This is a genomic window from Limnospira sp. (assembly GCF_051859755.1).
GTDB classification, from domain to species: Bacteria; Cyanobacteriota; Cyanobacteriia; order Cyanobacteriales; family Microcoleaceae; genus Limnospira; species Limnospira fusiformis.
In genome coordinates, this window is sequence record NZ_JBIMLI010000044.1 from 12,747 (window position 1) to 34,236 (window position 21,490).

17 protein-coding genes and 1 pseudogene are annotated in these 21,490 nt (G+C 43.5%); 14 read left to right on the forward strand and 4 right to left on the reverse strand.

The window, feature by feature from the left end; all coding sequences use genetic code 11:
- Nucleotides 1–12: 12 nt before the first annotated feature.
- Complete coding sequence (locus ACTIE0_RS10105) at nt 13–2,241, forward strand: polysaccharide biosynthesis tyrosine autokinase (protein ID WP_006670110.1); 2,229 nt, start codon at nt 13–15, stop codon at nt 2,239–2,241.
- Nucleotides 2,242–3,149: 908 nt separating this feature from the next.
- Here ACTIE0_RS10105 and ACTIE0_RS10110 read toward each other — a convergent pair.
- On the reverse strand, nt 3,150–6,980 hold the full coding sequence (locus tag ACTIE0_RS10110; RefSeq protein ID WP_006625197.1) for an EAL domain-containing protein: 3,831 nt from the start codon (nt 6,978–6,980) through the stop codon (nt 3,150–3,152).
- A 614-nt stretch (nt 6,981–7,594) separates the two neighbouring features.
- Between ACTIE0_RS10110 and acnB the strand changes: the two genes are divergently transcribed.
- The 13 genes and pseudogenes from acnB to ACTIE0_RS10175 all read left to right on the forward strand — a co-directional run bounded on the left by acnB (nt 7,595) and on the right by ACTIE0_RS10175 (nt 18,157).
- Entirely contained in the window at nt 7,595–10,207 is a 2,613-nt protein-coding gene (gene acnB, locus ACTIE0_RS10115) for a bifunctional aconitate hydratase 2/2-methylisocitrate dehydratase (protein WP_006625196.1), read from the forward strand.
- A 129-nt stretch (nt 10,208–10,336) separates the two neighbouring features.
- Entirely contained in the window at nt 10,337–10,432 is a 96-nt protein-coding gene (locus ACTIE0_RS10120) for an element excision factor XisI family protein (protein WP_228116598.1), read from the forward strand.
- A 31-nt stretch (nt 10,433–10,463) separates the two neighbouring features.
- Nucleotides 10,464–11,141 carry a ParA family protein gene (locus tag ACTIE0_RS10125; RefSeq protein ID WP_046319446.1) on the forward strand — a complete coding sequence of 226 codons (678 nt, stop codon included), beginning with the start codon at nt 10,464–10,466 and terminating at the stop codon, nt 11,139–11,141.
- Between the two features lie 2 nt (nt 11,142–11,143).
- A complete protein-coding gene (locus tag ACTIE0_RS10130; protein WP_006625192.1) occupies nt 11,144–11,659 on the forward strand; it encodes a hypothetical protein in 516 nt (171 codons plus the stop codon).
- A gap of 8 nt (nt 11,660–11,667) precedes the next feature.
- Complete coding sequence (locus tag ACTIE0_RS10135; protein WP_008051421.1) at nt 11,668–12,114, forward strand: PDDEXK family nuclease; 447 nt, start codon at nt 11,668–11,670, stop codon at nt 12,112–12,114.
- 144 nt (nt 12,115–12,258) lie between these two features.
- Nucleotides 12,259–12,504, forward strand: coding sequence for a DUF2442 domain-containing protein (locus ACTIE0_RS10140; RefSeq protein ID WP_008051422.1), 246 nt, complete (start codon nt 12,259–12,261; stop codon nt 12,502–12,504).
- A gap of 46 nt (nt 12,505–12,550) precedes the next feature.
- Complete coding sequence (locus ACTIE0_RS10145) at nt 12,551–16,336, forward strand: protein NO VEIN domain-containing protein (RefSeq protein ID WP_439516893.1); 3,786 nt, start codon at nt 12,551–12,553, stop codon at nt 16,334–16,336.
- Entirely contained in the window at nt 16,314–16,436 is a 123-nt protein-coding gene (locus ACTIE0_RS10150) for a hypothetical protein (protein WP_439516894.1), read from the forward strand. Before ACTIE0_RS10145 ends, ACTIE0_RS10150 begins: the two co-directional genes overlap by 23 nt.
- Nucleotides 16,433–16,903 carry a DUF29 domain-containing protein gene (locus ACTIE0_RS10155; RefSeq protein ID WP_006668823.1) on the forward strand — a complete coding sequence of 157 codons (471 nt, stop codon included), beginning with the start codon at nt 16,433–16,435 and terminating at the stop codon, nt 16,901–16,903. Before ACTIE0_RS10150 ends, ACTIE0_RS10155 begins: the two co-directional genes overlap by 4 nt.
- A 45-nt stretch (nt 16,904–16,948) precedes the next feature.
- Nucleotides 16,949–17,155 carry a hypothetical protein gene (locus ACTIE0_RS10160; protein WP_006625186.1) on the forward strand — a complete coding sequence of 69 codons (207 nt, stop codon included), beginning with the start codon at nt 16,949–16,951 and terminating at the stop codon, nt 17,153–17,155.
- The gene (locus tag ACTIE0_RS10165) at nt 17,152–17,577 is read left to right on the forward strand and encodes a type II toxin-antitoxin system VapC family toxin (RefSeq protein ID WP_006625185.1); all 426 of its coding nucleotides are present in this window, start codon (nt 17,152–17,154) and stop codon (nt 17,575–17,577) included. The genes ACTIE0_RS10160 and ACTIE0_RS10165 overlap by 4 nt, the downstream gene beginning before the upstream one ends.
- 24 nt (nt 17,578–17,601) lie before the next feature.
- A pseudogene (locus tag ACTIE0_RS10170) lies at nt 17,602–18,072 on the forward strand (DUF29 domain-containing protein).
- Nucleotides 18,032–18,157 carry a hypothetical protein gene (locus tag ACTIE0_RS10175; protein ID WP_315639740.1) on the forward strand — a complete coding sequence of 42 codons (126 nt, stop codon included), beginning with the start codon at nt 18,032–18,034 and terminating at the stop codon, nt 18,155–18,157. Before ACTIE0_RS10170 ends, ACTIE0_RS10175 begins: the two are co-directional and overlap by 41 nt.
- 22 nt (nt 18,158–18,179) lie before the next feature.
- On the opposite strand, the gene queG is transcribed toward ACTIE0_RS10175, so the two are convergent.
- From queG to ACTIE0_RS10190, 3 genes are all read right to left on the reverse strand, one after another.
- Nucleotides 18,180–19,109 (reverse strand): tRNA epoxyqueuosine(34) reductase QueG, encoded by a 930-nt coding sequence (gene queG, locus ACTIE0_RS10180; protein ID WP_006625181.1) that lies wholly within the window; start codon nt 19,107–19,109, stop codon nt 18,180–18,182.
- Between the two features lie 76 nt (nt 19,110–19,185).
- Complete coding sequence (locus tag ACTIE0_RS10185; RefSeq protein ID WP_006625179.1) at nt 19,186–19,617, reverse strand: ATP-binding protein; 432 nt, start codon at nt 19,615–19,617, stop codon at nt 19,186–19,188.
- Nucleotides 19,607–21,289, reverse strand: coding sequence for a SpoIIE family protein phosphatase (locus tag ACTIE0_RS10190; RefSeq protein WP_006625178.1), 1,683 nt, complete (start codon nt 21,287–21,289; stop codon nt 19,607–19,609). The genes ACTIE0_RS10185 and ACTIE0_RS10190 overlap by 11 nt, the downstream gene beginning before the upstream one ends.
- Nucleotides 21,290–21,490 lie beyond the last annotated feature (201 nt).

Consider the following 21,490-nt stretch of genomic DNA (forward strand, 5'->3'; position numbering starts at 1 on the left):
GAGTAAGGTAAGATGAAAAAGGCTAGACGTTCCCAGTTATCGATGATTTATACCCGGAGTTCATCGGCGGAGGGTATGGGATTTTCTCCCTGGTATCGCGGAGATTTGGAAGCGAGAAATGTTGAGATTGTTGGGGCTAAACCGAGGGGAATGTTGGCGAAAATTGCGGATCTGTTTTGTCGTCGCTGGTTGGTGGTTGTGGGGGTGGCTGCGACAACAGTGACGGGGGTTTATTGGTGGACGGTTGAACAATTACCTGAGTATAGAGGGACGTTTCAACTGTTAATAAGTTCCTCAGATGAACTGGGGGGGTTAGACGAAGCATCTCAGTTGACAATGCTACAGAGTCCCCAGGTTATGGCTGATATTTTGGAGAATATTCAAAGTCGCTATCCCCAGGTTGATTATCGGTTTCTGTTTAATGATAAATCTCCGGGTCGGTTGGAATTGCGAATGCTGGAAGGGACTAAGATTTTGGAGGTGAGTTATCAAGATAGTGAACCGCAAAAGATCCAGTTTATTCTGGAGGCGATCGCTTCGGGATATCTGGAATATCATCAAGGGTTACAACGTCCGTCGGAAACCAGCCAAAAGCTGGAGATGATTAATCAAAAAATTAATCCCCTACTTACCCAGGTGAATAACCTCAAACGAGAAATTGTGAATCTCCAGCAGGAGCATCTGATGATTACGCCGGAAGTTACCAGCCACCAAATAAGCGATCGCTTAGGGATGATAGAAACCGAAAGACTACAAACCCAAACCCAACTCCAAGAGGAAAAGTCTCGGTATTTAACTCTACAACAACAACTAGGACTCGACCCCCAACAGGCGATGATGGCTTCGGCTTTAACAAATTCTCCTCGCTATCAAACCCTCCTACAAAAACTCTTAGCTGTGGAAACGGAGGTAGCTGTAGAGTCGGCTAGGTTTAAGGAAACATCCCCCCAAATTCAATCTTTATTAGACCAACGCAATCATTTATTACCATTACTCCAAGAAGAGGCGGTGCGGGTTTTGGGTCAAGACTTAACTACTGTAGACCCCAGTATTTTAAGCCACCAAGACTCCCTGCGAATGGGATTAATTCAGCAGATGATGGTAGCAGCACATCAGATAGAAATGCTACAGGTACGCGATCGCGTTTTACAAACAGCAGCGACCAGTTTACAAGAATACTCTCAAAGTTTACCGGAAGTCATCCGCCGCTACAGAGACTTAAATCAGCAGTTAGAAACCGCTACCACCCGACTAAATGACTTATCGGATCGCCAGGCGGAATTAGAATTAACTATAGAACCGCCTGTTAGATCCTGGCAATTAATCGCCCCCCCCATGATTCCTCGCCAAAGATCCGGACAACTGGAGACGGTTTCGCCGAATATTCCCCTAAATCTAGCTTTGGGAGGATTGGCGGGTTTAGGCTTGGGAATGATTATAGCTCAATTGGTCGATCGCCTTAATAATGTGTTCCACAACAGCGAAGAAATAGCGGAGAATACCCCCATTCCGCTGCTAGGGGTAATTCCAGCCAGCGATGATGCTTTGATGCTTCCGGCTAATTCTCGGTTGACTGGGGAGACCGATGTTCTACCAAATTTGTCGATGGTCCCCTGTGGGATATTTCACGAGGCTTTTCGATCGCTTACGGCTAATTTACGCCACTTGGCTACGGAATCACCCATCAACTCCTGTGTGATTAGTTCCGCACGACCTGCAGATGGTAAGTCTACTGTAGCCCTAAATTTAGCGATTGGGGCGGCGGCGATGGGTCAGCGGGTGTTATTGGTAGATGCTGATTTGCGTAACCCCCGTATTCATTCGATGTTGGGGGTGTCTAATTTACAGGGTCTCAGTGATGCGATCGCTGGTAATCTGGAGATCGAGACTTTGATTAGGCGATCGCCATCGGATGAAAATCTGTTTATTTTAACTTCCGGTCCTCTACCTGTTGACCCGACTCGAATGCTGGCTTCTGCGCGAATGCAGGAGGTTATGGCTCAACTGCGCCAACAGTTTGATTTAATTGTCTATGATACTGCTCCCCTGTTGGGTTTGGCTGATGCTAATTTACTCGCCTCCCACACTAATGGGTTGATGATGGTGGTCGGGTTGGGAAAAACTGACCGATCAGCTTTTAATCTGGCTCTGCGAGAGTTGGAAATGGCTGGAGTTCCCGTTTTGGGTATGGTTGCTAATGGCGATCGTCAGGAAACTAATTATTATTACAGTCAACGCTGAAGTTGAACTACCCGGAAAATGTCGTCTATGCACAAAATGTCGTTTTTGTCAATACCCCTAAAAATGGCCTCCTGATTTTACCCAAAAACTCGTGAATCGCAAATTTAATTTTTTCGGCAGAGAATAAGTTTAAGTGCGATAGAATGCGGGTTGTAGCCTCTATTTTTGAATAAAGGCATAGTAACCCCTTGGGTGCGATTTATTTGAGGATACCACAACCCCTATAATCTCGTCAACTATTTGCGAGGGATTTTCAACAAAATTGTAACAATTCTTAACAATATTTTGCGATTCAAATTTATCTTCCCAGACAAATTAGGAAAACTTATGCTATGGACAGGATTTTGATAAGTATCTTCACGGTTGTAGACTATCATCAACGGAGTGTAAATTAACCGTAAAAGAAGCGCGATTTTTCGCTAGAATATGCGATCGCAGAGTTAAGCATTAATTGAGTAGCTTCTTCAGCAGGTAAAGCCTTAGAAAACAAATTATTATTTATTACCGTCAACGCTGAAGTTGAACTACCCGGAAAATGTCGTCTATGCACAAAATGTCGTTTTTGTCAATACCCCTAAAAATGGCCTCCTGATTTTACCCAAAAACTCGTGAATCGCAAATTTAATTTTTTCGGCAGAGAATAAGTTTAAGTGCGATAGAATGCGGGTTGTAGCCTCTATTTTTGAATCAAGGCATAGTAACCCCTTGGGTGCGATTTATTTGAGGATACCACAACCCCTATAATCTCGTCAACTATTTGCGAGGGATTTTCAACAAAATTGTAACAATTCTTAACAATATTTTGCGATTCAAATTTATCTTCCCAGACAAATTAGGAAAACTTATGCTATGGACAGGATTTTGATAAGTATCTTCACGGTTGTAGACTATCATCAACGGAGTGTAAATTAACCGTAAAAGAAGCGCGATTTTTCGCTAGAATATGCGATCGCAGAGTTAAGCATTAATTGAGTAGCTTCTTCAGCGGGTAAAGGTTTAGAAAACAAATAACCCTGACCATAATCACAGCCAAGATTGTGCAAAAACTGCATCTGTTGTCGAGTCTCAATACCTTCTGCGGTAACTTCCAGCCCCAAGTTATGAGCCAGGGAAATAATCGCCTTGATAATTTGTTGAGGTTGGCTGTATTGATCGATATAATTGCTGGGTTCTTCCTCCAATCGCTGTACAAAGGATTGGTCGATTTTCAAACTTTTGAGGGGTAATTGATGCAGATAACTCAAAGAGGAGTATCCCGTCCCAAAATCATCAATGGCTAGGTGAATTTTGCGTGCTTTTAGTTGTGCTAAAACAATCAAAGCGGTCTGGAAGTTCTCAACTAACATACTTTCGGTAATTTCCAGCTTGAGGCTTTTCGGGTCGCAATTAGTTCTGGCTAAGATAGCATCAATTTGTTGTATCAAATTAAGCTGATTGAGTTGTTTCCCAGACAAATTGACACTAATGGTTAAGTGAGAAGAGACTGATTGCGGAGACCTCTCCCAGTTTTTAAGTTGTTGTTTCCAACTACTAAGCTGACGGCATGATTCTTCCAGGACCCAAGCGCCTAAAGGAACAATTAATCCCGTCTCTTCCGCTACGGGGATAAATTCAGCAGGTGACACTAATCCTCGGCGGGGATGTCTCCATCGCACCAAGGCTTCAAAACCGACTATCCTACCAGTAATTAAACAGACAATTGGCTGATAGTGAATGATAAAGTCATTTAAACTTGGGAGTTGACTAGGTATGACAGATACATCAGAGATGGCTGAGGCTAACGGGTTGGACTCAGAGCTAGAGATGTGATTGAGTGCAACATTGAGTTGAGCAGATCCAAATATGGCTTTACGCAAATCAGTTTCTAATTGCAGAAGGGCGAGGGTTTGGGTGTGCATTGATAAATCAAAAACTTCTGATCGCGCCTTTCCTCGTTCTTTAGCATGATACATGGCGATATCTGCATCTCGGAGAAAATCTTCGGGGTTGTTGTATAATAAACAGTGGTAGTTGTCGGTCTCTGCTCCTTTTTTAAAGGTGCATCCGCGACTGGGTACAATACCAATACTAGCAGTGGTAAAAATTTCGTGACCTTCGATATAGAAGGGCTGGCTGAGTTCCCGATGAATTTTTTCGGCTAATTCTAGTGCTTGTTTGGGGTCGGAAATGTGATCCATCAAAATGGTAAACTCATCCCCCCCTAATCTGGCGATGGTATCCCCAGGGCTGGTAACACATATTTCTAAGCGATGAGCAATTTCTATGAGCAAGAAATCACCGATAACATGACCTAAACTGTCGTTAACAACTTTGAACCGATCTAGATCTAAAAAGAGAACCGCAAATTGATAATTCGAGTCCTCTTTAGAACGCCGTAAGGCTTCGGAGAGTTTTTGGTTGAATAAACTGCGGTTAGGTAGTTCGGTTAAAGGGTCATAAAAGGCGGCGTGGAGTAGTTGGGCTTGGGCTTGTTTGCGATCGCTAATATCGCGGATAATGATTTGAATGGCATCGCGACCATGATAATTAGTGGGAATGCCGGCAATTTCCACGTCAATAATTGCGGCATCTAAGCGGATTAATTGTTGTTCAAAAAGCGTCGCCGATTGCTGTTTGGCTTCTCCAGTTAATTCTTGGTTGAGAATGACTGTGGTCTGATCATAATCCACAAAATCATAAATGGAACGACCAATAATATCTTCGGGTTGTTTAGCCCCCAACAATTCTACCCCGGCACGGTTAATATAAACAATTTGGTCATCGCAGTAAATAGCAATGGTGTCGGGGGAAAGTTCTACTAACATCCGATAACGTTCTTCACTTTCTCGCAAGGCTTGTTCAGCCTCTCGTTGTCGCTGTTCAATTTCTTGGGCGGCGAGGAAGTCTCCTAAACCCTGTGCCATCAATTCAATAATTTCGCGATCTTCTGATTTAAAGGGTACGGTTCTCTGTGGTTGGTGAACAAAACTCAGTACGCCATAAATGCGATCGCCTACCCAAATGGGAGTACCGATATAAGATTCTAATGTAAGTGTCTGGTAGGCTTGGACTTGACTCCATTCCGGGTCAAGACCGGCTTGGGTTTGGGTAACGGTTTCCTGAGTGTGATATGGTTTAGCACAAAAGGTGTCGGCGATGTTCGCAGTTTGACCGATGGTAAATAAGTCGGAGTGAGGATAAACAAATTCTAAGCTATAGACTCCGGCGGAGATTTTACCAATTAAACCTGTTGACATTTGCAGCAATTCACACCCGGTCTGTAGATAGTCTTCAAACCTGGCTTCTAGGCTAGGATAAAGACGGGTAGTAATGCGATGTAGTTGTTTAAGTTTGCTGCTAAACTGCGCCAGGGCTTCGGATTTGGATAAGAGGTTAGCTTCCGCCTGTTTGCGATCGCTAATATCGGTTTGAATACCGATAAAATTGGTGAGAAAGCCTTGGTTATTGTAGACCGGAGAAATTGATAATTCATTCCAAAAACTGCTACCGTCTGGGCGATATTTTTTTAATTCAATATTACATTCCCTCCCTTCTTCAATGGCGCTTCGTAACTCCGCCAAGGCTTTGGGGTCACTGTCTCGACCCTGAAGAAATCGACAATTTCGACCAATGACTTGATGGCGAGAATATCCGGTAATTTTCTCAAAGCCTGAGTTCGCAAAAATCACCCGGTTGTCCGACTCAGTAGCGTCGGTGATAATAATGCCATTGCGACTGCTATTGATGGCTCTTTCCATCAACTTGAGTCGTTCATCAGCCCGCTGTCTCTCGATCGCCGTAGCGAGAATGTGAGCGATCGCCTCCAAAAAATGTACATCATTTAAGGTAAATTGATGCACTCGTCGCGTATGTACACTCAACACCCCCCAAGGCTTGGAGTTAGCCCCTTTTGGTCCGGGAATAATCACACTTAAACCGCTGACAATTTTGTGGTTGTGTAGCAGAGGAGTTCCTGGGAAACGAGTTTCTACTCGCAGATCTTCAACGATTACTGCTTCACCCTGTTGGAGGGTGTAACCTGCCTGGGAATTAGGAGAGGCAGTAATTTGAGCCGACCCCACTAGCCCTGGTCGCCAACCAATACCCGAACGTAGTAAAAAAGCCTGATGATTGGGTAGTAGTTCCAAAACCATGCAGCGATTAATTTTTAAGGTTTCCTTGACCTGAGTAATCAATTTCCCCATCAGAGAGTCAAGGTCAGGGCTGGTGAGAGCAATTTGTCCAAATTTGGCGACCGCCGCTTGATAACTAGCTTCATTGTCTAGCTGGTTTTGGTTGGGGCGGCGAATATGGCTGTTGGTGTCTGAGAAAATTGTTAGAACTACCGGTTCAGGGATTAAGGGTAGCGATCGCATAGATAGGCATACCCAAGTCGTCCGCCTATCTGATAGGCGGATTTGAATTTCCACCGAGTCTATGGCATTCCCTTGGTCAAACTGTTCCCGAATTTGCTGATAATGGTTAATGGATGTATAAATAAAGGATTCTTTATGTCCGATTAGACTTTCCCTTGACCCCTGCCATATTTCTAGCAAAGCTGTGTTACAATGGATAATCGTGCCATCATGGTCGCTCACCATCACTGGTTGAGGTAGAGACTGGACCAACATTGACATTATTTCTGGAGGGGTTGGTGACACTTTCTCACTCTCCGAGGAAAATTCTCTATAATGGCGATCGCTCTGTCCCTTGGGGTCTGTAAACTGATATTCACGCGCTTTTTGATGTTGGCCAGCCACTTTGGGAGTCCTGAAAATTATTCAATCAACAACCGCAGCCGCTTGTGATTACCGAGCAGATGCACAGGTCGTCTCATACTTCCTATATTACGATTGTACTATTTTTCTGGCAAATCAACTTAGATAGCCCGACAAATTTAAAAAACTTTAACAGACTGGGGATCAACAGCCCATCCATATAATAAAGGTTAATATACAGGTTATATGGGCGGAAATTGTAGTATAATATTAATGTCGTCACTCATCAAATGACATGGGGCGGGTCTATCGGCATCCCCAAATAAGCAGACCCATGGATAATCAGAAGCTGACTAAAGCACCTTTATAGATGACATTTGTAGGGTGCATCCGCATCGTCAAATCAGCAGACCAAGGATATCATGATTAGCTGAGATACTAATAATGTTGTCTAAAATACAGTTTTATGTAACTTGATATTATCCTACTCATCTAGTTTCCGATAGAGTAAGGGGGGAAATCAAATGATAGATGTTGAAAGCCCAGCAGTAGAAACCATGAGATGAAATCAGAAGGACAACGGATAAATCGTCCTAGCCATTTTTGATGGATTCTAGGTAGCATAAAATAATCAAACGAAAAGGAGAACAGAAGTAATGATAGAAGCCTATCGTCAACAAGCTGCCGAACGCGCCCAACAGGGAATTCCGCCATTGCCCCTAACTGCGGAGCAAACCTCGGAACTGTGCGAACTGCTGAAAAACCCACCGGAAGGGGAAAAAGAGTTTCTGATGGAACTATTGCGCGATCGCATTCCCCCCGGAGTAGACGAAGCCGCCTATGTAAAAGCCGGATTTCTGACAGCGATCGCCAAACGGGAAATCAGCAGTCCCCTCATCTGTCCCCAAGGAGCGATCGACCTACTAGGTACAATGGTAGGGGGTTATAACGTGCAATCCCTGGTAAGTTTCCTGAAGTCTTCCGACTCCAATATTGCCAGCGAAGCAGCCAACGCCCTAAGCAAAATCACCCTAGTATTTGACGCATTCAACGACATTCTAGCGCTGTCAGATATCAACCCTTACGCCAAACAAGTCCTAGACGCTTGGGCTAACGCCGCCTGGTTCATTCGCAACCCGAAAGTCCCCAAAGCCATAACCGTCACCGTCTTCAAAGTCCCTGGCGAAACCAACACCGACGATCTTTCTCCCGCCCCCCACGCCACCACCCGACCAGACATCCCTCTGCACGCCCTAGCCATGCTAGAGTCAAGGATGCCCGAAGGTATACAAACCATCGCCCAACTGAAACAAAAAGGCTACCCTGTAGCTTATGTTGGGGATGTAGTCGGGACTGGTTCATCCCGCAAATCTGCCATTAACTCAGTCCTGTGGCATATTGGCGAAGATATCCCCTTTGTACCCAACAAACGGCGGGGAGGCTATATCCTAGGTGGAAAAATCGCCCCCATTTTCTTCAACACCGCCGAAGACTCTGGCGCATTCCCCATAGAATGTGATGTCAGCAAAATGGAAACCGGGGATGTGATCACCATTCACCCCTACAAAGGCGAAATTACCAACCAAGCCGGGGAAGTGATTTCTACCTTCACCCTGAAACCGGAAACTATCCTAGACGAAGTACGCGCCGGGGGTCGGATTCCCTTGTTAATTGGTCGCAGCCTGACCGACAAAACCCGGGAAGCAATGGGACTAACCCCCAGCGAACTTTTCGCCCGTCCTGCTATCCCAGAAGATACCGGAAAAGGCTTTACCCTAGCCCAAAAAATGGTTGGGAAAGCCTGCGGACTACCGGGAGTCCGTCCAGGTACCTCCTGCGAACCGATAATGACCACCGTAGGTTCCCAAGACACTACCGGACCCATGACGCGGGATGAATTGAAGGAATTAGCTTGTTTAGGGTTTTCCGCTGACCTGACCATGCAGAGTTTCTGTCACACCGCAGCCTATCCGAAACCAGTGGATATCAAAACCCACAAGCAACTACCGGACTTCTTTGCTACCCGTGGCGGTGTGGCTTTGCGTCCGGGAGATGGTATCATCCACTCCTGGCTAAACCGGATGCTGTTACCCGATACGGTGGGGACTGGCGGCGATTCTCATACCCGTTTCCCCTTGGGTATTTCTTTCCCCGCTGGTTCGGGTTTGGTGGCTTTTGCAGCCGCTTTGGGGGCGATGCCTTTGGATATGCCAGAATCGGTTTTGGTGCGCTTTAAGGGGCAATTACAGCCGGGTGTGACGCTGCGCGATATTGTTAATGCTATTCCCTGGGTGGCGATGCAGCAAGGTAAGCTGACTGTTGGTAAGGAGAATAAGCAAAATGTCTTCAATGGCCGGATTATGGAGATGGAAGGTCTACCTGATTTGAAGGTGGAACAGGCTTTTGAGTTGACTGATGCTACTGCGGAACGTTCCTGTGCTGGCTGTACGATTAAGTTGGGGACTGAGACGATTTCTGAATATTTGCGATCGAATGTAGCCCTAATGCGGAATATGATTGCTCGTGGATATCAGGATGCTCGGACTTTAACCCGTCGCATTGCCAAAATGGAACAATGGTTAGCTAATCCTGAGTTGATGGAAGCTGACGCCGATGCTGAGTATGCGGATATTCTTGAGGTCAATTTGGATGAGATCGTTGAACCTATTGTAGCGGCACCTAATGACCCTGATAATGTGAAACTGATGTCTGAGTGTGCGGGTGACAAAATCGATGAGGTGTTTATCGGTTCTTGTATGACTAATATCGGACATTATCGCGCTGCTGCTAAGGTGTTAGAAGGGGCAGGTCCGGTGAAGGTGCGTCTGTGGATTTGTCCGCCTACCCGCATGGATGAACAACAACTTCGGGAAGAGGGGGTTTATGGTACTTTTGCGGCTGCTGGGGCGCGGACGGAAATGCCTGGATGTTCTCTTTGTATGGGAAATCAAGCAAGGGTGGAAGATAATACAACGGTATTTTCTACTTCGACTCGCAACTTTAATAACCGTATGGGTAAGGGGGCTCAGGTGTATCTGGGTTCGGCTGAATTGGCGGCGGTTTGTGCGCTGTTGGGTCGCATTCCCACGGTTGAGGAATATATGGCGATTATCACCCAGAAAATCGACCCGTTTGCGGGGGATCTTTACCGCTATTTGAACTTTGATCAAATTGCAGGGTTTGAAGATGAGGGTCGGGTTATTCCTCTTGAGCAAATGCCGAAAATTGAGGATGTTTTAGGCATCCCGGCTGGTGCGTTAAGCAACTAGCTTATCTAATGCTGGGAAAGCGATCGCGCCTTCCCGGCTTGGGTTGAAAATGGTGGGGAGGCGATCGCGCCTTCCCTATTATCGCCCTAAATACACTTGACCTAGGGCGACTTTGAAGCCACTAAGTTGTTGAGGGAAGGTGTGCCGCCGGAAGATATCGTGTTTGCATTTCACGATCCGGAGACTCGCAAGTTGACTCAGTTTACTTTATTTGGCTATAATTAAGCGAGTCAATGAGCATGGGGGAAGCTAAAAATTGATTATTCTGTGTACCCACAATAAAGGTGGGGTAGGAAAAACTACGTTAGCCGTCCATGTAGCAGGTGTATTGCTCAATCGGGGAGACAGTGTACTTCTAGTTGATTGTGACGATCAAGCCGACCTTTGGCAATTTTTTGCGCGCGACGAGAGTTCGCCAAATCAATATGATTCATACTCTCTGGTTGATAGCGGAAGTAGTACGGTTATTTATAATGAAGAACGTAAATCAGTGAAAAAACAAGCTCAATCTTACAGTCATATTGTTTTAGATATCAAATCCCCTAAAAGCGATACGGTTAGGGCAATTGTTGGAAACGATCCGGATTTAATTTTAATCCCTGTCAACACATCTCAAAGGGAAAGAGCAATTAAACAACTTCCTAATATGCTAGATCTGATATCTCAGCTCAGATCTACAGCCGGTTATATGGCACAAGTATCAATCGTACCTTTGGGTATACCAAGGGAGTTAGTAGAGAGAGAATTATCTCAAATCAAGGCAGAGAAAAAAAACCAGTTTTGGCAGATAGCTCTTCCGATGGAAGAGCTACAAGATGAAATTCAAACGGCTATTTATCAAGAAAGACAGTATATTTGGGAATACGAAAATCACGAAAATTTATATGAATATTTTTCCGATTTATTAAACATTGACTCAATTGAGAGGGTATAAAAATGACGAAAAACCACCAAAAGCAAACTGTTCCAAATATCAAAAGTGCAATTAATAAAGGAATTCTAGAGTCCGAACAGGAGGGACCAAACAAGCTACAAGATAAAATTTCCTATAAATTGACAAAATCAGAGGCAGAGAAAATGACTGAATTGGGTCAGTTTGTGAGAGGTAAGACTGAAAATTTTCCCAACTTTGCCATCAGTTACGTCCATTTTATGGATACAACAATTAAGAAACAAGAAAATCGGGATTTGATAGATAAATGGAAGAAGAGAAAATCAGAAGAGTGTCAAAATTTTCAAGAAGAGTTAAAAGCAACTTCAGCCGATATTGGCAATTCAAGAATCAAACAAGAAAAGTACAATAAGGATTTTCTTCCCACTCCTGATATAGATCAGAAGCTCCGAGAATTAGAGATGACTGAAAAAGTGAATGAATGTATTTTTTTTGGCATCAAATTAATGCATGAAAACTTTATTGAAAATGCTCTCAAATCTTTTCAAAAAGCGAGTTGATAGACAATATGAATCCTTTAGTACAGGGAATAATTGAATCTGAGCAAGCAGTCAAGCAAGATTTAGGGCGGCGTTTTGCCGCCCACCTTGGTTTGAATCCAGGGCCACCCGGAAAAGATGGCGGAATTGATGGTTATGGGGTACTTGGTAACAAACAAATCTATTTTCAGTGCAAACTTTATCGTACTGCTTTAGATGCTTCGTTTACTGCTGATTTTTGCGGTAATTTGATGATCAACAATGCAGATATTGGCATTATGTTGTCAGGGGTTGGTTATACAGCAGGATACTTAAACCGTTTACAAGAATTTCACAGAAATTATCCCAATATAACTACCCATCTTCTAAAGCTGGAAGATATTTTTTCAAAAACAGATATTTTTGAAAAAGCCAAACTAGATTTACCAGAACTTCGAGATTTAAGCAATGGAGGATGGTATAAACTCAATCAATAAGAAATAATCATCTCCCAATATGCGATCGCAATTCATAGGATAAAATTGAGGATATTTTCTGATATATTTGTTTCAGTGCAAGGGAGTTGCGTAAAATAGAAAAAATTGTACAAGACAACTGGGAGATTTTATTGGGGGTTTTACATGAATAATTCGGCGGTGAAAGATGTCTCGTTTGATGAGGATTCGATAACAGTCTTTTTGATGGATGGCCGTGCGATTTCAGTTCCTTTAGTTTGGTATCCGAAGCTGTACCATGCCACACCAGAACAGCGAGAGGCTTGGGAGATTTGCGGCGGTGGATATGGTTTGCATTGGGAAGAAATTGATGAAGATTTGAGTACAGAAGGGATGCTGCGGGGCGCTCCTGCACCAAGGGCTAGGAGTTAAAGACTAAATTAGTACACGAGAGTTTTTATTTTTTGGGGTCTGAATCATGAGTTATCAACGCAAAGCCTACGAATCATCGCTGAAAGCACATCAAAAGCTAGTCGCTACCAAGCTGCTTGATGGCATAGAAAAATTATATGAACATAAAGGCTCAGAGAGGCGGTGGATTTGGGAATTGCTGCAAAATGCCAAAGATGTTGCAGATCGCCATGTCAAAATTGAAGTCATTTTGACCAAGGATTCAGTCGAATTTAAGCACAATGGCAATCCATTTTTGATGGATAATATTACTTATTTAATCGAACAAGTTTCGACGAAAGATAGAGCAGAATCTGCTGAAGAACTGTTAGCGACGACAGGAAAATTTGGCACTGGCTTCATGACGACACATTTATTATCGAAGAAAGTCGGGGTTTCCGGCATTTTGGAAGACAGAGAAGAAGAAATAATTTATAAGCGTTTTGATCTCCAACTTGATCGCGAAGCGAAAACCCCCGATGAAATGACGGCTAAAGTTAAGCAATCTTATCAGGTATTTGAGGAGTTGGACGACAACAATTTATGTCCGGTATTGACGGAATATCAACCCCATAAAAACCTCGATACTTCTTTTAAATATGATCTTGATCGCCAAGGACTGAGTATTGCCAAGATTGGAATTGATGATTTACATAATGCTTTAAGTTACACTTTGGTTTTTATTCCCAAAATTGAATCGGTGACGGTAATTAATGAAATCGAAGATACTAGAATCGTTTATTATCGGGGAAGTGAAGAGACCATCGGTGGGGTAAAAATTTCGGCGATCGCAATTCAATCTAATGACAATATAGAAATAATTAATATCGCTTCTATTTGCAATAATGAAAATACAATTTTTATAGCTATTCCAATTCACAAGGTAGAGGAAAATTGGATGGTTAAAAAAATCAGTCCTGATACTCCTAAGCTATTCTGTGATTTTCCTCTAATCGGTTCGGAAGACTTTAGTTTTCCGGTAATTTTAAATAGTCCTATGTTTAATCCTACAGAACCGAGAGACAGCGTTTTATTAGATGATCGCGATGATGAAAAACGCTATCTCAACAAGGAAATATTTGAACAAGCTGTAGAACTATATCACCGAATTTTAGATCATGTTAGCTTGAACTGGGGAAATGCTCATTTATTGGCTAAATCAGGAATACCCAAAAACATTGACGATAATTGGTATAAAGCTAAGGTACAAAAACCAATCAGAGAAGCAATTTTAGCAACGCCAATAGTTGACAATCAACAAGGAGATAGAATTCCTCTACAAGATGCGTTAATTCCCTATCACCGTACACCAAGTAAAATTCTGAAACTGTGGGAGTTGGCGCTAACATTGCATTCCGAAAAGTTGCCCAAAAAAGAACAGGTTTCAGATTGGTATGAATTTATTGATGGAGATTGGAAAAAAGATTTTCGGTGTAATTTGCGTTACGATTTGTCGAATTTGATTCAAAATATTTCGGCGCAGGAAAATCTCAAGCAATTAGGAGAAAAAATTAATCAAAATGAGTCGGAAACTCTGGATTGGTTGAATCGAGTCATTAAGTTTGCGATCGCAGATGAATCCAATAAATCAACGCAATTATTAGATAATTATCCGATTATTCCGAATCAATACGGTAATTTTAAACTGTTTAGTGAACTATTCAAAGACGATCGCATCCCGGAAGAATTGAAATATGTCCTCAAAATTTTGGGACAAGATTGGAAAAATGATTTGGCACATTTAGAAATTAATTGCGATTTTTCTAAGCAATTGGAAATTCATCAAGTTTCCAATAAAATTGATGCGGTCATCAGAGACAATAATACGCCGTCAATCCGAAAAGCGGTTTACTACCTGATTAGCTGTTTTCCGGAAGAAGATTTCGGCGATACGGCGATGGAGTTGAGAGATAAAATTTGGCAGTTTGCCAAAGATTTGGATGAAGCTGTACCGGAAAAGCGTCCCTTGAATCGATACACTGCCAAACTTTGGAATGAGTGCGATCGCTGGCTGCTAAAAACGCTCGTATCAGATTTGGTAAAATTGGGAAATGTGGACAATCTGAAATCTCGTTTATCTAAAGGCGATCGAGAAGCAGTCAGTTGGATTAGTGATTTTATCGAATTTTTAAATCGGGATGAAAATTGGCAGTTATTTTATCTCAAACAGCCAGTATTACCGAATCAGGAAGGGAACTTTAAATGTGAAAGCCAAGTCAACTTCGACCAAAACATTCCCGAAGAAATTAAAGATGTTTTACTAAAACTAGGGATGAATTACCGAGCCAAATTATTGGATAGAGATATCAAAGGCTTTGAGAAACATCAGCAACAGTTAAGTGTGGGTGATGCTTCAGATGACATCAACAAAATCATTAAACTTGCACAAGATACACCCAATCCAAGATTGAGAAGTGCAGTTTATGATTTGATTAGTTATTTGTCTAGTCCCAATGAGAGCGATCGCGAAACGATTTGGCGATTGGCACGAACCATCTATGGTGAAGCTGTCCCGTCTTCAATTAAAATCATACCCGAATTAAAAGGTTTCAAGTGGGATGATTGCAATCAATGGATTGTGAAATCAATGATTGAAGACGTAGCCAGTAAAGCAAGCTTAGATGAATTGTCAAAACATATCAATCTCAGTTGGGAAGATGCGGTCAGTTATTTGGATGAATTAATTGATTTTACCCACAAGCGTCCTCAGCATTTGTCATGGTTTGTTGAAAAGCAGAAAGTATGGCCCAATCAAAATGGTGAGTTTTGTGAAAAGAAACGGGTTAAGAAGGATGGGGGTATTCCCGAAGAAATCAAAGAGATCGCTAACTGCTTAACCAAGAAAGACTGGGGAAGTGAACTGCTACTCAATCATGAAAACTTTAAGCGAACCCCAGAATTTTTTGATGAATCTGAAACAGAAACCATCGAAAATATAGCAAAAGAAATTGATGAAGCATTGGCTAAATATGAAGGCGATCGCAAAGATTATAATTTCGTTCATCCCGTCAAAATATTGCTGTCGTGGTCTGCATCTCAAGATAAAGAATTCATCAAAAAATGCTTTCCTTATTTCTTTGAACAGAAGGCACAACTTTTATTAAACATTATTGGCGATGAGCGAATCAATGAGAATATTTTTGAACTGATACAGACCGATCCAGAAAAATTAAGCGCGTTGACGAAGTTGGCTATCAATCCCAATATATCGGAATCCGACATCAATCAAATGTTGAATAACTTTGATGATTTTCGGAAACTGGAAGAGTTGAAACAAAAAGCCATAACTCCCGGTTCGGAAACGGAAGTCATCAGTTTATTGGAAGAGTTGGGTATCGATATGCAATCTTTGAGGCGATCCTTAAATGATACGGAGTCTAGCGTATCTAAACCTTCTGAAACTGACTCGATAAGTCCCCGAAGAACTTATCCTAATACTATCAGTTTTGATGATTTCCATGATGAACCTAATATTGGTGAACGGGGAGAAGAATTTGTCTATGATAAATTGGTGAGAAAATTTGGGGCGGATCGAGTTCTGTGGATGAATCAAGATGGAGAAGAAAAATATCCTTATGATTTCAAAGTCTGGGAAGAGAATTTAACAGACGTTGCATATTATATTGATGCCAAGTCAACTAAACAAGCAGAATATCAGTCGGAGTCCACGCTATTCAGCATCACTAACGCTCAATGGGAATTTATGAAAGAATGCGATAATTATTACATTGCGAGAGTATTTCGCGCCATTAGCGATCGCCCAAATTTAAAGTTACTGAAAATCCAACTAGATGACGACTTACTCAGATCTTGATATGAAATATGCGATCGCACCCCCGAAACCAACAGCCCAGAAGTGCGATCGCCCAATCTTTCAGGCTATAATAAACTTGATTCAGTCACCAGAATTATGATACCATCGCCATCCCATATCAAACAGCTTTACGATCGAGACTATCTCCAATGGCTGGAAGTGACGATCGCCCAGTTGCGATCGCGCCACTATAATGACGTAGATTGGGACAATTTAATCGAGGAAATCGAAGACATGGGACGGCGGGAACGCCACAGCCTTGAGAATAATTTGGTGGTGGTATTGCTGCATTTACTCAAGTGGGAATTTCAACCGAAATGGCGAACCGGAAGTTGGGAGGGGAGTATTATCGAAAACCGTCGGCGTATCCGTCGGGCGTTGAAATCCTCTCCGAGTTGGCAGAATTATCTCGCCAGTGTCGTGGACGAATGTTATACCAGTGCGCGAAAACAAGCGCGGGCGGAAACTCAGTTACCATTGGAGGTGTTTCCGGCGGCGTGTCCCTACGCGATCGCGGATATTTTAAATGATGATTTTTTGCCGGGAGAGGATGGGAACGGGAGATAAAGATTGGCGATCGCACTCAAAACAACCATTATATCATCAAAAAAAATGATCGAATCAGAAATTCTGAAAAAAATACAAGGTACATCGATAGAAGAGCGTATCCTGATTATTGAAGCCATTTTGAAAACGGTCAAAAAGGATATGCGATCGCGACAGCCTTCCTCCCAAGATCAACCCCTGCATGGGAAGGTGATTCACTATGACGATCCCTACGAACCCGTCGCAGCAGATGACTGGGAAGCATTGCTATGATCGTTCTAGACACTCATATCTGGATTTGGTGGGTGGATGAAAACCCCAAGTTATCTCCCCAAAACCAGGAGATCATTCAAACCCATCAAACAAGTGGTCTGGGTATCAGCATCATTTCTTGTTGGGAGGTTGCTAAATTAGTCGAGAAAAACCGATTGAGTTTTAGTTGTTCTGTCCATGAATGGCTAGAACTTGCTTTAAGCTATCCGGGAGTTCAAATCTTAGAACTGAGCCTTCCAATTATACTTCAATCAACTCAATTGTCTGGATTTCATTCGGATCCTGCCGATCAAATTATCGTTGCCACAGCCAAAGTTTATGACACATTCTTACTCACTCAAGATCAAAAAATATTGAATTATTCTGAAGTCAAAACTTACACAAAGGGCGATCGAACTTCCGAAACTCAGAATCAACCTTAAACCCCGTATTGGCGATCATCGGATATGACGTTATCGAAACAGCAATTGACAACACTTGACTGCGAAGATTACGTCCTCTGGATTGAGGGGACATTGGAACAATTGCGCGATCGCAATTATGACCAAGTGGACTGGGAAAACTTGCTCGAAGAAATTGAGGATATGAGTAAGCGGGAACGCAGCAGTCTTCGCAGCAATTTGGCGATGGCGCTATTGCACTTACTCAAGTGGGAATTTCAACCGGAGTTGCGGACGGGAAGTTGGGCGGGAAGTATCACCGAACATCGCACGCGAATTTTAGATATTTTGGAAGATTCGCCGAGTTTGAAGAATTACTGACCGGAGGCGATTTTGTGGGCGTATCCCCGGACACGACGACAGGGTAAGGACGAGACGGGGTTGCCGTTGGAGGTATTGCCGGTAGCGTGTCCCTACGCGATCGCGGATATTTTAAATGATGATTTTTTGCCGGGAGAGGATGAGAACGGGAGATAAAGATTGGCGATCGCACCCCCGAAACCCAACAGCCCAGAAGTGCGATCGTCTGATGATCACCGTCCGCGTATCCGTCGCGCGTTGAAATCTTCTCCGAGTTGGCAGAATTATGATTTCATGTTAGCCTGAGCATTACGCCGCCACATATAGGGCTTAATTCGGCGCAAAGCTGAGGCGGTGAACCTCTCACTCCAAGTCTCATCGGAAATAGTGGCTAATTCTTCTAAAGTCGGGGCTAGATTTTCCGGATAGGGATTAAAGGCGGCTTCTTTTGTGGGTTTAGCAAATCTTTGATTCCACGGACAAACATCCTGACAAATATCACAACCTGCCACCCAATTATGAAGATTGGTTGCTATTTCTGGGGGCAAGGTTTCGGCTCGGTTTTCTATGGTATGATAAGCAATACAGCGGTTTGCGTCTACGACAAAAGGTTGAGCGATCGCATTAGTCGGGCAGGCTGACAAACAGCGAGTACAAGTGCCACAATGTTCTGTATGGGGGCGATCGTACTCTAAGACCAAATTAGTTAACACCTCTCCCAGAAACACCCAAGAACCGTAATTTCTAGTAATGAGATTCCCATTTTTAGCAATCCAACCCAACCCCGCCCGTTGCGCCCATAACTTATCCTGAATCGGTCCGGTATCAGCATAATAGCGGGCTTCGATATGTTCACCCTGCTGTTTTAACCACTGACAAAACTGCTTTAATTTCTTATGCAAAATGCGGTGATAATCTCGTCCCCAGCCATAGCGAGAGATTTTGGCATATTGTGGCTCATGTTTATGTTGATGTGGTGTATAATAGTTAATGGCAACACAAATAAGCGATCGCACTTCTGGCATAACTAGGCGAATATCCTGACGTTTAGGATTATCCATCCAAGCCAGATCCGCCTGATATCCTGCCTTTAACCATAGACGCAACCCTTCCACCTCTTCAGGGGTTGATGTGGCTGGGGTAAAGCCGACCTGATCAAAACCTAAATCTAGGAGATATTGTTGAATTTGAGAACGGTCAACAGAAGCAGCCATCAGAGAGAAAAAGTGAACAGTTCCAAGTGATTAATCATCGAGCCAATGCCACCCTAGGGGGGGTGGGGTTAGAGTGTCAAGACGAGGACTCCTTAGAACCCAAACTAGCCTGTAACTCCAAACAATTACGGCCATCAGTTTCAAGTTTATAATCAACCCGATCCATTAGGCGCTTCATAATCAACCACCCATAGCCATGTACTGGCTTATCTTCCGGTAACGGTGGTTCATAATCACTCATTTGATACCCCTTACCCTGATCCCAAATTTCCAGGCGAATGTCACCCTGATCAAGTTCTAGGCGAATAATCACCGGAAGTTCAGGCTGATCGCGGTGAGCATGGCGAATGACATTAGAATAGGCTTCAGCTAGGACTAGGCGAAACCGATTCGACTGACGGGGCCAATCCACCGAGTCCCCTAACTGGACTTCCAAACTGCTTAATAGCCAGTGTTCAACAACTTCTAAAAACCGAATATCGCTCGGCACCTGTAACTCAGTGATCATCTGTTGACACAACCTCCAGAGAGAGTATGGTTTGATCGTCCTCCTGAACCGGATTTTGTTCACGGATGGAAGCCAGTAAAGCCTCTAAATTTAATAGGCTAGTTTGTTGTTTTAGGAGTTGCCATAACCCCTCCTGTTGCAGCATGGCACGAGCGGAATTACCATCATTGCCTTGTTGTAGCACAGTAGCCTCTGTAATTCCATCACTGGTGAGTAAAAATACATCTCCAGGGGACAAGACACGACTACCTACTTTTCCGCGCCAGACCGGAAGAATCCCTAAAGGAATACCCCGTTCCTTGAGAAAAATCGGCTCAACTGTGACATTGCCATGACCATTAAGGTTTTGTTGTTGGAGGGTACGATGATCCCAAATCAGGGGGTAGATATGTCCAGCGTTAGCATAGGATATTTCTCCTGTTGCGGGTGTGTAGCGAGCCAAAACCATGGTAATAAAGTGGTTATTGCCAATCAAATCATCAGATAAGATACTATTAAGATTGTGCATTACCTGTTCTGGTTCTGGGGAGGTATCTTGAGAGAGTTCTCGGCGCAAGACAGAAATGGCACTAGCCATAAACAAAGCGGCGGGAACTCCCTTCCCGGAAACATCCCCCAAAGCCACCCAAATATCCCCCATAGAGTGGATATAGACCTCAAAGAAATCGCCCCCAACTTCTCTAGCTGGATAGCAGCAGGCTTGTAGCTTCAGATTGTCAAATTCCGGCCAACTTTGGCGGAGTAAATTCATCTGAATTTGACGAGCCACCTTTAACTCACTCTGCATTTGCTCGGCGAGTTCTAGGGTACGTTGATATAGTCTAGCTTGAGACAGGGCGAGAGATGCTTGTTCGGAAACTACTTCTAGCAGTTGAATGTCCTCTTCGGACCAGGGTTGGTCTGCGGCATGGCGGTAAACGGCTAAAACCGCTAACAGGTCGTGTTGATAGGTAAGGGGAACAACAATTTGGCTGATGCTATCATCTCCCTGACAGCCTGGTATCTGGGTTTGACGGGTTTCTACAGCGGCTTGCATCAAGGCTATGGTATTTTCGGGTTCCGGGTGCGACTCACCTTGATAAGAGAACTCCTGTTCTGACAAAGATCCCGATTCGATAGGTTTGACCTTACAAGCAAAGGCTTCAAAGGTTTCACCTACGGTATCTGCAATGGTTTGCAGCATACTTGCGTAGTCGAGAGACTCGCGCAAGGCAATTACCACATCATTGTATAGCCGCTCTCGTTTCAAAGACCGACGCAGGGCGTTAGTGCGCTGTTTAAAAAATTTATAGGTTTCGGAGGCCTGCTGAACAACGGTTCGCAGTTCCTCTGGATTCCAAGGTTTGGTGATATATTTGAAGACTTGACCGGAGTTGATAGCTTCGACCAAATCTTCGACATCAGTATATCCGGTCAGCAAAATACGGATAGTGTCGGGAAAGCGTTCAACGGTTTTACCGAGAAACTCTGTCCCATTCATTTCAGGCATCCGCTGATCGGAAATGATAATAGCCATTTCTCCCTCTTGATCAAGAATCTCGAGGGCTGTTAGGGCGCTATCGGCTTTGTGGACTTTGAAATCACGGCGAAACGTCCTGAACAGCAGGTCTAGGTTATCGGGTTCGTCATCGACGACCATTAGTTTCAGTTTGCGACCTTCTCCCCGACTCATGCTCTACGTTTCTCCTAGATCAATCAGGCATCTTAAACATCTTACCGAAAAACTGGGTTTAAAGTCTCATTAAATAATCTGCTCTATAAAACTTAAACAAAACCGGACATAGCCGGATATTGACGTTTATTTCTGGCTTCGTCCGGGACTGTCGGCAGCACCCCGTCCACAAGTGTAATCGTCTGAACCAGGCGATTTTTC

Coding starts and splice junctions, on each gene's coding strand:
- ACTIE0_RS10105 (WP_006670110.1), top strand. CDS start 13: ATGAAAAAGGCTAGACGTTCCCAGTTATCGATGATTTATACCCGGAGT.
- acnB (WP_006625196.1), top strand. CDS start 7,595: ATGATAGAAGCCTATCGTCAACAAGCTGCCGAACGCGCCCAACAGGGA.
- ACTIE0_RS10130 (WP_006625192.1), top strand. CDS start 11,144: ATGACGAAAAACCACCAAAAGCAAACTGTTCCAAATATCAAAAGTGCA.
- ACTIE0_RS10135 (WP_008051421.1), top strand. CDS start 11,668: ATGAATCCTTTAGTACAGGGAATAATTGAATCTGAGCAAGCAGTCAAG.
- ACTIE0_RS10140 (WP_008051422.1), top strand. CDS start 12,259: ATGAATAATTCGGCGGTGAAAGATGTCTCGTTTGATGAGGATTCGATA.
- ACTIE0_RS10145 (WP_439516893.1), top strand. CDS start 12,551: ATGAGTTATCAACGCAAAGCCTACGAATCATCGCTGAAAGCACATCAA.
- ACTIE0_RS10150 (WP_439516894.1), top strand. CDS start 16,314: ATGACGACTTACTCAGATCTTGATATGAAATATGCGATCGCACCCCCG.
- ACTIE0_RS10155 (WP_006668823.1), top strand. CDS start 16,433: ATGATACCATCGCCATCCCATATCAAACAGCTTTACGATCGAGACTAT.
- ACTIE0_RS10160 (WP_006625186.1), top strand. CDS start 16,949: ATGATCGAATCAGAAATTCTGAAAAAAATACAAGGTACATCGATAGAA.
- ACTIE0_RS10165 (WP_006625185.1), top strand. CDS start 17,152: ATGATCGTTCTAGACACTCATATCTGGATTTGGTGGGTGGATGAAAAC.
- ACTIE0_RS10175 (WP_315639740.1), top strand. CDS start 18,032: ATGATGATTTTTTGCCGGGAGAGGATGAGAACGGGAGATAAAGATTGG.
- queG (WP_006625181.1), bottom strand. CDS start 19,109: ATGGCTGCTTCTGTTGACCGTTCTCAAATTCAACAATATCTCCTAGAT.
- ACTIE0_RS10185 (WP_006625179.1), bottom strand. CDS start 19,617: ATGATCACTGAGTTACAGGTGCCGAGCGATATTCGGTTTTTAGAAGTT.
- ACTIE0_RS10190 (WP_006625178.1), bottom strand. CDS start 21,289: ATGAGTCGGGGAGAAGGTCGCAAACTGAAACTAATGGTCGTCGATGAC.